The organism is Prosthecobacter dejongeii (assembly GCF_014203045.1).
Classification (GTDB): Bacteria; Verrucomicrobiota; Verrucomicrobiia; order Verrucomicrobiales; family Verrucomicrobiaceae; genus Prosthecobacter; species Prosthecobacter dejongeii.
Genome location: NZ_JACHIF010000004.1, coordinates 53200 through 66777 on the forward strand (window position 1 = coordinate 53200; position 13578 = coordinate 66777).

Consider the following 13578-nt stretch of genomic DNA (forward strand, 5'->3'; position numbering starts at 1 on the left):
CATGACACCTGAGACCGCGCCCTCTGCTGCCTCATTGGCCGCCCCTTCGCCGTCTCTGGCCATTCTGCCCTGGCTTGTTGCCGTGGCTCTGTTCATGGAAAATTTGGATGCCACCATCCTGAACACGGCGGTCCCCACCATGTCTGCCAGCCTCGGTGTGGAGCCATTGAGCCTGAAGTCCGTCCTCACCAGCTACACCCTCAGCCTCGCTGTCTTTATTCCTGTCAGTGGCTGGATGGCGGACCGCTTTGGCACCAAACGGGTGTTCTCCCTGGCCATCGTGCTTTTCACCATCGGCTCGCTGCTCTGTGCCGTAGCCTATAATCCGCCCATGCTGGTCGTCTCCCGCATCATCCAGGGCATGGGTGGGGCCATGATGATGCCGGTGGGCCGCATCGCCCTAGTGCGTTCCTTTCCCCGCTCGGAGATGCTACGCATCACCACCTACGTCATCATCCCGGCGCTCATCGGTCCCTTGATTGGTCCTTCACTCGGAGGGGCCATTATTCACTGGTTTTCCTGGCGCATCATCTTTCTGCTGAATGTGCCCTTTGCCATCGTGGGCCTCTGGCTGGCGCACCGCCACATGCCGGACTTTAAGGATACCCAGGCCCCGCCTTTGGACCGTGCGGGCTTCGTGCTTTTCGGAGCTGGCATTGCCCTTCTTTCCTATGTGCTGGAAGTCTTTGGCGAGCACTCTCAGCCGCCCCTCGTGCTTGCAGGAATGACCCTTGTCTCGGCCATCCTTCTCACAGCCTACTGCCGTCATTCCCGCCGCGTGGCCAGGCCCCTCCTGGCCGTGCACCTCTTTACCATCCGCACCTTTCGTCTCTCTGTGCTTGGTGGCTTCATCACCCGCCTGGGCGTCGGCGGCATGCCCTTTCTGCTGCCCTTGCTGTACCAAATAGGCCTCGGCTTTCCCCCGTGGCAGGCTGGTTTGCTCACCATCCCACTGGCCTTGGCCGCCATTGGCATGAAGGTCATCAGCCGTCCACTGCTGGCGCGTTTTGGTCATCGCACCGTGCTCATCGTAAACACCGTTTTGTTAGGCCTCACCATCACCGTCTTCACGCAGGTGGGGCCTGGCACCTCCATCGCGATGATCATCCCTCTCAGCTTCGCCCAGGGTTTCTTGTCCTCACTCCAGTTCACCAGCATGAACACCCTCATCTTTGCAGATGTGGATGATCGCGAAGCCAGTAAGGCCAGCAGTCTCGCCAGCACCGGTCAGCAGATGTCTGCCAGCTTTGGCGTGGCCCTCGCCTCCATGCTCACTGCCTGGTTTCTAGGCGGGCTGAATCAGACCGACCCCGCCCAGACGGTGCCAGCCCTGCATCGTGCCTTCCTAACAATGGGCATGCTCACCATGCTTTCCTCCTTCACATTCTGGGGCCTGAAAAGTAGCGATGGCGACAACGTCAGCCTCCACCATTCCCCCTCCCAGCCTGAGGCCTAACGATCATTTGCAGCCGCTTCTCAGCGCCAGATCTCACCTTTGGCAGGGTCCCCAATTATGTCCAGCACCTGGACTTTGCTGATGCTGGTGAATCGGGCATGGTCGGTAAACTGGCGGACGATTTTTTTCTGCTCGTCCAGCTCGAAAAATTGAGCGGTGGTGCTCAGGTAGCCATGGCCAAGCCAGTTGATGACGATCGTATGACCATCGGGCAGACGCTGAAAGCCGCTGATTAGCCGGAGCGGGTTGTTGGGCACTTCCTCAGTTCCGATTTTCCACACGGTCTTGCCTTCACGATCCAATTCGATGAGAGCCTCACCCTCGCCGCAGGCGATGAGAAGATGGCCATTTGGAAGCTCCAGCACTTCATGCGGATCTCCGGGGGTTTTGATTTCCCGAAGAAGTTTTCCTTCTGCACTGAGTTCGAGAACTGCACGGTCGCCTTTGGCGCTGATGAGATAGCGGCCATCCGGTGTGCGGCGGGAACCACGCATCTGATCATGCGTGTTCTGGGTCTTCAGCGGCACGGGAATCTCACGAGCGATTTTACCGTCACGCGCGACTTCAATGAGTCGCTGAGTGCCGCATTCGACGACCATGACAGATCCATCAGGAAGAGGCTGGCAGCCATGAACTTCCGTTCTCTTTGGGCTGATGTATTCCCAGACGACTTTTTTCCCTAACGTCACTTCACGTGCTCCACGAAGATGGCTAAAGAGGATGTTACCATTGGCCAGCATCCACACATCCTGGGGCTTCTCAGCCGGGTGCTCCCACTCCACGCGTCCGTCCGCAGCTATGATGGAAATCTTGTCGCCGCCGTAATCACTGACGAGCACCCTTCGACCAAAAGGTGGCACATTGGCTGGCTCTGTGTGCAGGGCATCGCTAAGGTGATTGCGATTGTTACGCATGAGGGGTGGCTCAGGTTTTTCCCAGCCTGTCGGCGCACCAAAAATGACGACTGGTTTTCCTGTATTGTCGTGGATGCGGAGATTGTCATGGATGATGCCGTTCTTTGAGTGGCGCCAGCAGTGAATGGCATTGCCCCCGCTTTGAATGACATTCCCGATCACTTCATAACCATCAAGGTTGAAGTTAGGCTCGATGGCGGTCACGGCCGTCTCCATGTAGTTGTGGTTGCACTTCACTTGGCGCAAATGGCCACGAAAAGAGGGGTGCCCTAGTAGGTAGCCCGCACCGTTAGGATTTAGGGTGCGAGTGCGATGGATGGTGATGTTTTCGGCATCGAAAGACTCACCTGGAGTCACTTCACCCCCTGGAAGAAAACGGCCACTGTGCTCCCCATAGCACATCACAGAGCGGTTCGTGTCAGTCATTGTGATGCCTTCAACGATGACATCGCGCACGCGCCCATGGATGAGAACGCACGCGTTGATGTCCTTGACCAGGAAACCTGGTTGCACGTTATGCGTGGCATTCATGTCAATCGTGCCTTTGCCAGTGATGCGCACATTTTCAATGTAATCAGGCTGCCGACCATGACCGATGCGGATGCCATAGGCTTCCAGTCCATCATAGGTTATAAACCAGCGACTGCCTTTATTGTGGCCAGTCTGGCTGCCAAAGCGAATTTTCACCCCGTGCTCCAGTTCCTGCCAGTCTCCGGTGATGCTAACTTTCTTGTGTGGTGTTTCACCGAACTTGCTTTCGGACGTGGCTAGCTTCGTTGTTCCCTCTGGGTTATCCACGTTGTGAAACACTCCCCAGGCGAACGTGTCTGGCTGCCCGTCACGGCCTTCGGAGTCAGTCACAATCGTGAAGATGGATGGACGTAGGAGATCAAATTGGCCACCTACCTCCATATCATCCAGCTTCTTCCCCGCATCTTGATCCGTGGTAATTTCGGGGGCTGCTTCGAGCTTGGTCGCTCTGTCAGCCAGCTTGAGCACGGCGCCTTCTTTCAGTTCGATCTCGACGGATTTGTCCACATACAACAGCGCACGATGCTTGACTGGAAGATGCCGATGTTCGCCGGGGAGAAACACGAGTCGATCCCCCGGCACTGCGCGGTCCATGATGGCTTGAGGATTGTCGCCAGGTTGGATGCGGTGCTCGGCGGCATAGACAAGCGGTGCAAGAACCAGCAAGCTGAGGAAGGTGCGCATGGTGGGTAGGTTTGGAGTTAGAGTTGAATCATCGGCTGTACTATCGGCCAGAGCTTGATCTCCTCCGCAACGAGGTGAGGTGGCATACAAGCGGTCTGAACGATGAGCTGGCCGAGGTCTGAAGGGGAGATGCACTGAGCGAGGATGACTGGATCGCGCGGGGGAAGGTTTACGGCTTCCGTAAACTCAGTCTGGCCCCATGAGGGTAAAACGGAAGTGACCCGCACACCATAAGGCCGTAACTCTGTGAGCAGACACCGTGTGAACATGAGTAGCCCCGCTTTGGCGGCCGAATAGATGCTCCATCCTGGCCAAGCATGTGTCGAGCAGGCACTGCCAATGTTGATGATGAGGCCGCTTCTTTGAGATTGCATGATCGCCGCCGCACGACGGCAGCCTAGCATCGCACCCGTGAGGTTACTGGCCAGGCTGCGAGCGATGGCTTCGTCCGTCTGGTCACTTGCCTGGCAGACTTTGACTCCTTCTCCCGCATTGTTCACCAGCACATCTAGCCTACCTGTGTGTTGGATGACCTCTTCCATGAGTCTATCCCAGGCATAACCATCGGCAACATCGGCGGTAAAAGGAATCGCCCCGATATTCTGCGCGGTCGTTTGCAGTCTTTCCTGATCACGGCCCGTGATCCAGACACGGGCTCCTGCTTTGACAAAAGCTTCAGCAATGCCCGCGCCATAACCGCGTGAACCGCCTGTGACGATAACCGAAGTATTCGTTAATTTTGATATGAGGGACTGCATTTGAAATGAAAGACAACATTCAAACGGTCGAAACCTGTGTTTGCAATCAAGAATCTTGTTTGATATAAAAAACACATGCCTGCGGACCGTCGAGCCCCCCCCAACCCATTGAACCGATACCGGGTTCCGATTCTGGATCGCACGCTCGATCTTTTGGAGCTGCTCTCGCAGCATCCAGAGGGGCTCACTTTGACCGCAGTGACTGAGCGGCTGGCTATGCCTAAGAACTCCGTTTTCCGCATCCTTACCACGCTCACCCTGCGCGGTTATGCAGAGCGTGATGAGCCCACCAAGGCCTATCGTCTGAGCCGCAAGCTCCTATCTGTGAGTCACGGCGCCATCGGTGGCAGGCGTCTGTTGCAGGCTGCCAGTGGCATTCTCACCGCGCTGCGTGATGCCACAGGTGAAACGGCTCTGCTTGGAACTTTATCGGGTTCTCAGGGGGTTGTGTTGGATCAGGTGGTATCCTCATATCCAGTGAAAGTGGTGGTGGAGGTAGGTCACGCATTCCCACTGCACACAGCCGCACCTGCAAAAGCCATGCTGGCATTCATGCCGGAAGACAAACGGAATGCCCTGATCAAGGGGATCCATTTTACCAAACACACTAAAACTACCCTCACCTCAACCAAGGCTTTCGTAGCTGAACTCTCAGAGGTAAACAACAACGGTTATGCTCTTGATCGCTGTGAGGAGAGTGAAGCTTACGCTTGCGCAGCGGCCCCAGTATTTGATGCCAGAGAAGAGGTTATCGCTGCGATATGGATCAGCGGACCGAGTGATCGTCTGCCTCTCTCCAAACTGCCCGCTGTGGGTAAGATTGTCGCCGCTCATGCGGTAAAACTTTCTACTTCAATGGGCAGTCTTGATGCTCACTGCGGATGACTGGATGATTTGCGCCAGAGGCCTTTTTACACACGCTCCGGCAAAGGCAAAATCATGGCTCTGACAGTCGTGTTCGATGAGCTGGAAAAAAGCACGCGCAGCAGCGTCATCCTGTGCGCGTTCTCCCCCCCACCTACCTTTTCACCTCATATCGCAGCGCCACCGCGCCCGACTTAAACTCCCGCCGCCCCACCAGCCTCAGATCGATCCCCTTCGGCAGTCCTGCAAACAGTGTCGGCCCATGCCCCGCCAGCCTCGGTTGCACCACGAATTCGTATTCATCGATCAAACCGAGTTCCGCCAGCGCCAGCGGCAGCTTTACCCCTCCCAAGAACAGCCCCTCGCCCGGCTCCCGCTTCAGTCGCTCCACAGCCGCCGCCAGATCCCCGCGTACCAGCTCTGCATTCCAATCCACCTCTGCCAGCGTCGTCGAGACCACATACTTCTTCGCCGCATCAATGGTTCGCGCAAAGGGCAGCATCCAGTCCGCCATCCACTGCGGCTTCTCGCCCGTCTGCCCCGGTAGCCGCCACGCCTGCTCCATCATTTCGTAGGTCACTCGGCCAAAGAGTAGCGCATCGGCCCCCGCCAGCTTCTCCGCCCAGTAGCGGTGCTGTTCCTCATCCGTAGAGCCCTCCCGATGATCGCAACAGCCGTCCAGGGTGATGTTGATGGCATATCGAAGGGGTCTCATAAAAGGTTAGGGCGTGGTTTTGTCGGAAATCAAAGGCAGCTCATTTCAGGGAATAAGGTGCCGCTCATATCTTCGACGAATGAGCGAGCCGATGCAGGACACCCCATCGCTTTTTTTCATTAAAAACCTGCCCGCTTCAGCGGCCGTGGCCTCAGCCCACAGCCGCCCTACCAGCATCCACTCACTCCTTCTTCGGCCCATCTGGGGCAGGGGATTTCTCCTTCTTCTCCACCCCCACCGTCGGCGCAGGCAGCTCCGCCACCAGAACCGCCGTGTCCGGGGCCTTGCCCGAGTAGAAGGAAACATAGTGCCTGTCGCCCATCACCGTCGCGTTCGCATTGCCCGCATCCCACATCACCTTGCTTCCCGTGCCCACCACCTCAGAGGCAGGCCACTCCAGCGGATGGTCAAACACTTGGTTAGGCTCCACCACACGCCGCCGCAGCACTCCCTTGCCACGATGGTAGTAGTATTGGCTCAGTAGCCCCGTCTTCGCATCCAGCACCAGGCTCGGGGTCGATCCCGCCACATCCCCGATATTCGTCGGCCTGCGCACCCACGTCTTCCCGTAGTCCGTGGATACGATCTGAAACTGCACCGGACCCGTCTCCGTCCGGGCGATCGCCAAAATCCGCCCCTCACCCAGAGACACCGCTGCCGCCTCCGTCGGCCACTGCGGCTTCGTTAGCCCCATCTCCATCGGCGTCTGCGTCCACGTCGCACCATCATCGCTACTCGTCACGATGCCCCACCCATTCGTCGGCTTGTCCCCATAGTCACCGGAGAACCACAGCGCCATCAGCCCCACCGTCGGCACGGCAAAAACATCCGTGATCTGCATCGGCTGCACCGCCAGCTTCGGCGTCGCCAAAAGTGTAAACGTCACCCCATCCGTGCTGCGGTACAGGTCGTGGTTCCACTCCTTCCCGATCCTCCGCACCCACAGCAGCATCGCCCCCGTCGAGTCCAAGCCCTTGCCCACCTCCACCTCCCCGTAGTTCGGCGTATTCGCCACCACCGTCTCCCGCGTCCACGTCTCGCCACCGTCCGTCGAGGTCCGTGCATACACCGCCCGCTCATCATCGTTGATCGTGTGCGCCTTGCCCCGGCTATACACGCACACCAGCTTATCACCCAGGGCCTGGATCATCGGCCACGAATTGTAGCCGCCCCCATCCTGCACCACGTGCGTCTTCCCCGGCGCATCCACCGGTGTCACCTTCACCATCACCAGCCCCGTCGGGCGCGTAAACGTATCCCCCGCCTCACCCGGCTCCCGCTGGATCCTCACCCACAGCGGCGCATCCTCCACCACCTCGTAGTACGACTCCAGCAGGATCGTCCGGGAATGAAACGGCCCCGCAGGCAGCACCGTCCGCACCGGAGTCCCCAGCACATACCGCGACATCAAAGGCGCACCCTCCACCAACTGCGACAGGTGCACCCGATACACATCCGCAAACTCCGCACTCGTCGCCGCGTCCGAAGTCGTCACCACGATCTCCACCTTCACCGCCTTGCACCCCCTCGGCAGCCCGCCCACCACCCCCGCCACCGACTGTCCCACCGTGCCCCCAGAAAGCGACCACACCGGCACATGCATCGATCCACTCGACATCAGCACCCGCGAAGGCTCACCCGTCGCGATGGATAAATCATTCGCCGTCAGGTAAACCGAGTCCCTCCCTCCCTTCGCCTCCGCAGGCAGGGCAACATCACTCGCCCCAAAGCAGGACAGATCACAGGCAAAAAAGGCAAAAGAGAGGCGATGAAAAAGCATGGTTTCCAAAAGACCTACTTCGCCAAACCCCCAATTCAATCAGCCATCTTCCGCTTCGCCTAGAAATGAACCGTTGAGTTGTTAAATGTTATGTGGAGCTCCGATTTGAATGAGCTAATGTCCTATTATATGTGGAAAATCATCAGTGAATTTGGGGCGGCGGTGGTTTATGTGTTACATACATAGTTCCCCTGTATGGTCAGTGAGACTCATAGGAGTCATATCAGTCTGATCAATAACAGCTAAATAAAACACTATATCCTACCCAATGCCAATTCAAAAAGTCAGAGTGGAAGGATTCCGGCTGCTGCAAGATGTGGAAATCCTACTGGAGTCCGTCTCAACCGTGATCGTGGGCCGGAACAACAGCGGCAAGACATCATTGACCGATGTATTCGATCGATTCACGAGCGAGCGAAATACTCGTTTCCGGCTCGAAGACTTCTCGGCCGGAATCAGGCCGAAGTTCTTGGAAGCCAAGCGGCTTCGGGAATCAGGTGCTAATACGGTGGAGGTGCTTGATGCACTGCCGAAAATCGCTCTCACCTTGACTTTCGGCTATGACCCCAAAGCGACGGACTTGGGGCCTTTATCCCAGTTCATTATCGACCTAGACGCAGCGTCCACCATCGCCGTCGTGAAAGTCGAATATGCTCCCACCTTGGCATCCCTACACGCATTGTTCGATGTGCAGTCGCCAGCCGAAGGAGTAGACGCTGGATTGCATTTTTTGCGCGGCATTCGTGAGACGCTATCAAAAGCGTATACCGTCCAAGTCTCGGCAATCGACCCTACGGATCCAACTAATAGGCGCCAGTTTGAAGGTTCATCAGCACTCTATAGCTTGATGCAGTGTGATTTTGTACGAGCTCAGAGGACGTTGGATCATGCTTCCCAAGGAGAAGCCGACGTGATCGGAAAGTTGCTAAGCACACTTTTTAAAACCGCACCGGCACCGACGGCCGCTGCCGCTGACCAGGAGCTTGCCGCGCAGCTCAAGACTTCGGTGGAGCGCATTGAAAGGAACGTACAAGGAGGCTTCGACGAAATGTTGAAGGGGTTGCTTCCAGCCATGGATGTGCTGGGTTTCCCAGGACTGAATGACACCGAGCTTCGACCTGAGACTTCGCTCAATGTAGAGGCATTATTATCCGACCACACTAAGATTGTATATACTGGAGCGGACGGCGTGCACTTGCCGGAAGGTTACAATGGCCTCGGAACGCGAAATTTGATCTATATGTTGTTGCAGTTGGAAAGCTACCACAAAGCATTCAGGGGCAAAGCAACCCGACCGGTGACACACCTGATCTTCATTGAAGAACCGGAAGCCCACCTTCATCCCCAGATGCAGGAAGTATTCATCAGCCAACTCAACGCCGCAGTAACCAAGTTGTCCGCTCACTATCCGGAAGAAGCCGCATGGAAGGTGCAGTTTGTAATAACAACCCACTCCTCGCATGTCGCAAATGCAGCCGCTTTCGAGGCAGTGCGGTATTTCCTCAACGAATCACCGCAGGGAACAGCAACACGACGCACTAAGATCAAGGATTTCAAGAAGGGCTTGAATCTCATTCCTCCCGACGATCAAGACTTCCTGCACCAGTATATGACGTTGACAAAGTGTGACCTCTATTTTGCCGACAAAGCGATCCTGGTTGAGGGAACCACCGAAAGGCTCCTGATGCCCAGGCTGCTCAACATCGTGGACCGTTCGCTGGACGAAAGCCGGAAATTGTGCAGACAATATGTGACGACCATCGAAGTGGGAGGCGCTTACGCTCACCTTTTCTATACTCTGTTGGATTTCTTGGAATTGAAGACCTTGGTAATCACTGACATTGATTCGGTGCGTGCTGCAACCACGATGGACAGGAATGGGAAATCCGTTACCAAGTGGGAGAAATGTCCCGTGGCACTCGGCGAGCGAACCTCCAACACCGCGATTAGAGAATGGTTCCGTCCGAAGGAGCAGACGAAGGAAGATGGCCAGCAGAATGAGCCGGCTCCGGTCATTACCCCCGCTGAGTTGGCGGCGAAAACAGCTGACGACAAACAGGACGGCTTCCGCAGGCTGGCTTATCAGATTCCAGAGACGGACGGCACGTCTGTCTGTGCCCGGAGCTACGAGGATGCGCTGGTCCTTGCAAATCCTGACAGATTCGAATGGCCAATGGAAGAGGATGAAGCAACCGAGGCGTGGTACATCGCAAAGGATCTACCCAAGGCTGAGACGGCTCTTCGCTTTGCGATTCGGGAAGCCGACTGGACTGTGCCGCGCTATATTCGCGAAGGATTGATTTGGCTCGCTGAGCCACCTCCTCCCAAATCTGAGATTCCTCCAATTCAAACCGCTGAGGCAACCCGATGACCTCCGGCGCATTAAACCCGATTGTTGCAAATCCAGCCATTACCGCTGCGGAGGCTGCTCAGACTAAGGTAAACTCATGTTTGGAGGCAGGGCGTAGCTTTCGATTGGAGGCCGGTGCCGGAGCTGGCAAGACTTATTCGCTTGTTGCCGCGTTGAAGCGGCTTATTGCCGAAAAGGGGGAAGCGTTGATCAGAACAGGACAGAAGGTGGCTTGCATCACGTATACCGAGGCTGGTAGAGATGAAATTGCACAGGAGATCGAAGATCATCCTGCAATTCTTGTGGAGACAATCCATGCCTTTTCGTGGGGATTACTCAGACAGTTTCAGAAATCTCTTCGGGATATCGTGAACATGATGGAAGACAGGCGTCAAAAGATCGAGGCAGGGGGCGGTGTCGAGTCCAAGCTTGTGGACTACGATCTGGGTTTTTTTGGAGTGGACGATAAGCGGATCACCTTGGATCACGACGACATTCCACTGTTCATGGCGAAGCTGCTGAAAAACACTAAGTTTCAGCGACTTTTAACTCAGCAATTCCCCGTTATTTTCATCGATGAATACCAAGATACGGATCGTGATTTCATGCAGGCGATCACCGATAACTTCTTGAGCACTGGTGACGGGCCGCTGATAGGTCTTTTTGGAGACCATTGGCAAACGATTTATCGCAGTGAATATGAACTCGCAGATTATCCAGTCGAAGAAATCGCCAAGGGCTCCAATTTTCGCTCAGTCGCCGCGATCGTGAACATGCTAAACAATTTAAGGCCGGAACTGTCCCAAGTTGTGAGCGATTCGAAAGCCAAAGGAGAAGCGAGATTTTTTCACGTAAATGGCTATGAATGCGAACGTACCGACGAAGCACAATCCAAGGGTGACGTGTCTGCGGATCTCGCGCGGACAATCCGGGAGAATCTGATGGTGCGCCTTGAGAGTGAGGGGTGGAATCTTGCAAAAACTAAGGTTCTGATGCTAACTCACAACTCACTCGCTAAAGACTTGGGGTATCCTAGTATAGCAGAGATTTTTAAAGGCCGGACGGCATGGTTTGCGAAGAAGGAAGACCCGACAATCGAGTTTTTGATTGAGACCCTTGAGCCAATGTGTGACGCATATTTGCACTCTCGCTATGGCGAAATGTTTCGTCTCTTCGGAGGCCAACCAGGTATAGTTTGTCATAATGACAAGATTTCGTGGCGGGAGGATATGGATGAGCTTCTGCGACTTCGAAACGAAAGTACAATTGGTTCTGTAATTGATCATCTTCGAAAAACACATCGGCCACAAGTGCCTAGCCGTATCGTTCGTAAAGAGGAAGAGTTAGCCGCATTGGGTGATAATCCAATTCCAGAAGAGAACAAATCGCTAAATCGACACTCTGCGCTTCGGGCCGTCGATTATTTGGAGCTTATCGAACTACGCAAGTTCGTCGAAGGGGAAACGATGCTCGCTACTCAACATAGTGTTAAGGGTGCTGAATTTGAGAATGTTTTAGTGGTCCTAGGTGGGGGGTGGAACCATTACAACTGGCCATTACTCTTTGAGCTTCTTGAAACGAAGAAATTGAACAACAAAAACACGAAGGGATACTATCGCGCTCGTAATTTGTTTTATGTTTCTGTTTCACGTCCCATGGTGAGACTTGCGGTGCTCGCCACGCAGTTACTGTCCGACACTGCGCTGGCGGCGGTGACCAGATTATTTGGGCCGGATCATGTCGAAATGTTAGACCCCGCTTCGTTTCCTACGTCTCAGTCATAAGTTTCCGAAGATACTTTAAGGAAGACTTTTTGTGCTCTTTAGAGAAGTGGCGGGATCCCCAAATCATTACTCGTCGGTTCGGCCACCGAGATCTGAAGTTTTTGAACAGATCGCTCTTTCGTGATTCAGGCAATCCAATCTTAGGGGGGGCCAAGCGAAATAAGCCCCGATCCAACCCACTTGAAAAGGCCCACCACCCATGCTACTCTATTGAACAACAATAGCCGTGGCCGCAATCTCCCCATCGCGATCCCCATTTCCCCAGGATTTCCCCATCCTTTCCCCAAGAAATCCCCATCTAAAGTCGTTGGAAATCAATCGTTAACACCACTAAATCCCCAAATGGGGATAAATTTGAATCTCCCCATTTCCCCCATCCGCCCGCGCCAGCGTTCTCTCCTGAAACAAACGGCCCGTCGCTGACGTATTGAATGCACCCCTTATGAACCGTCGTCGTTTCCTTCTCCAATCCCTCAGCACCTCGCTTGCGTTGCCGGGGCTGCCTTCGCTCATGGCCAAGTCCGTGGGCGGGAATTCGGCGGTGCAGGCCGCGAAGGGGGCCGGGGCAGGGGCGCAGCGGTTTGTCGCCATCGGCAACCTGCTCGGCTATCAGACGAAGTCGCTTTTTCCCACCACCACGGGCCGCAATTACGAGAAGACCACGCTGCTGGAGCCGCTGTGGGAAAATCGCAGCCACATGACCGTCTTCAAAGGTCTGGATCACGGCGTCAAAGGCGGCCACTTCGCCGTCCATTCCTTCCTTTCCGGCGTGCTAAACTCCGAGGCCCAAAACCGTCCCGATGGCAACGTCAGCATTGACCAATACCTCGCCGATGAAGTGGGCTTTGTGACCCGCTTTCCCTCCCTCACGGTCGGCTCCGAAGGCGGGATCCACGGCGGTTGCCAGATCGCCTGGACCAAGTCCGGCGTGCGCGTTCCCCCCATCACCGGCCCGGCGGAATTGTTCGAGCGGCTGTTCATCAGCGACTCCCAGGAACGGCAGGCGCGCCGCGTGCAGGAAAACCAGGTCCAGGCCTCCATCCTCGACTCCGTGCTGGAAGATGCGAATCGCCTCTCCCGTCAGGTGAACAAGGAGGACAAGGACAAGCTGGACGAATACCTGACCTCCGTGCGCGATGTGGAAAAGCGCCTGGAACTGCGCAAGCGCTGGGCCAGCCAGCCCAAGCCCAAAGCCCCCTTTGAAAAACCGGCAAACCGCAACCCGGTGCAGGATCTGCCCATGCTGTATGAGTTGATCGCCCTGGCCCTGCAGACCGACTCCACCCGCATCGCCACCCTGGAGATCGGCGGCGACTTCCTGCCGCAGGATCTCGGCATTGATAAGTCCTACCACGGCCTCTCCCACCACAGCAATGATGCGGAGGCCATCGCCCACCTCATCACGCTGGAGAAGTATCAAATAGAGCACTTTGGCAAATTCCTCACCCGCCTTTCCAAGATGCAGGATGGCGAGCGCTCGCTGCTCGACTCCACCGCCGTGCTTTTCGGCAGCGGCATGAGCGATGCGAACTCGCACAAAAACACCGACCTGCCCATCATCCTCGCAGGGGGCGGCTACAAGCATGGCGAATTCCGCGAAGTGCCGCGTGAGGGCATCAACAAGGTGCCGCTGTGCAATCTCTTTGTGGACATCGCCCAGCGCATGGGTGTGGAGACCGATTCCTTCGGCAGCAGCACAGGCCGCTTTTCCTGATGCGCACACCCGCTTTCCCCCCGGCCCG

9 protein-coding genes are annotated in these 13578 nt (G+C 55.9%); 5 read left to right on the plus strand and 4 right to left on the minus strand.

All coding sequences use genetic code 11. The features are described 5' to 3' along the window. The first annotated feature begins 1 nt into the window (after nt 1). Nucleotides 2-1456 carry a DHA2 family efflux MFS transporter permease subunit gene (locus tag HNQ64_RS10775; RefSeq protein WP_184208373.1) on the plus strand — a complete coding sequence of 485 codons (1455 nt, stop codon included), beginning with the start codon at nt 2-4 and terminating at the stop codon, nt 1454-1456. Nucleotides 1457-1476: 20 nt separating this feature from the next. On the opposite strand, the gene HNQ64_RS10780 is transcribed toward HNQ64_RS10775, so the two are convergent. Further along, nucleotides 1477-3585, minus strand: coding sequence for a beta-propeller domain-containing protein (locus HNQ64_RS10780; RefSeq protein WP_184208375.1), 2109 nt, complete (start codon nt 3583-3585; stop codon nt 1477-1479). A 17-nt stretch (nt 3586-3602) separates the two neighbouring features. Continuing rightward, complete coding sequence (locus tag HNQ64_RS10785) at nt 3603-4343, minus strand: SDR family oxidoreductase (protein WP_184208377.1); 741 nt, start codon at nt 4341-4343, stop codon at nt 3603-3605. 75 nt (nt 4344-4418) lie between these two features. Between HNQ64_RS10785 and HNQ64_RS10790 the strand changes: the two genes are divergently transcribed. After that, a complete protein-coding gene (locus HNQ64_RS10790) occupies nt 4419-5228 on the plus strand; it encodes an IclR family transcriptional regulator (RefSeq protein ID WP_184208379.1) in 810 nt (269 codons plus the stop codon). 133 nt (nt 5229-5361) lie between these two features. Here HNQ64_RS10790 and HNQ64_RS10795 read toward each other — a convergent pair whose 3' ends face one another. Then, nucleotides 5362-5922 carry a dihydrofolate reductase family protein gene (locus tag HNQ64_RS10795; protein ID WP_184208381.1) on the minus strand — a complete coding sequence of 187 codons (561 nt, stop codon included), beginning with the start codon at nt 5920-5922 and terminating at the stop codon, nt 5362-5364. A gap of 181 nt (nt 5923-6103) precedes the next feature. Beyond that, nucleotides 6104-7702, minus strand: a complete 1599-nt coding sequence (locus HNQ64_RS10800) for a sialidase family protein (protein ID WP_221305417.1) — start codon at nt 7700-7702, stop codon at nt 6104-6106. A gap of 268 nt (nt 7703-7970) precedes the next feature. Here HNQ64_RS10800 and HNQ64_RS10805 point away from each other — a divergent pair, with 268 nt between their 5' ends. The 3 genes from HNQ64_RS10805 to HNQ64_RS10815 all read left to right on the plus strand — a co-directional run bounded on the left by HNQ64_RS10805 (nt 7971) and on the right by HNQ64_RS10815 (nt 13550). Continuing rightward, complete coding sequence (locus HNQ64_RS10805; protein WP_184208383.1) at nt 7971-10073, plus strand: ATP-dependent nuclease; 2103 nt, start codon at nt 7971-7973, stop codon at nt 10071-10073. Continuing rightward, nucleotides 10070-11836 (plus strand): UvrD-helicase domain-containing protein, encoded by a 1767-nt coding sequence (locus tag HNQ64_RS10810; RefSeq protein WP_184208385.1) that lies wholly within the window; start codon nt 10070-10072, stop codon nt 11834-11836. The genes HNQ64_RS10805 and HNQ64_RS10810 overlap by 4 nt, the downstream gene beginning before the upstream one ends. 442 nt (nt 11837-12278) lie before the next feature. Then, nucleotides 12279-13550 carry a DUF1552 domain-containing protein gene (locus HNQ64_RS10815; protein ID WP_184208387.1) on the plus strand — a complete coding sequence of 424 codons (1272 nt, stop codon included), beginning with the start codon at nt 12279-12281 and terminating at the stop codon, nt 13548-13550. Nucleotides 13551-13578: the final 28 nt, after the last annotated feature.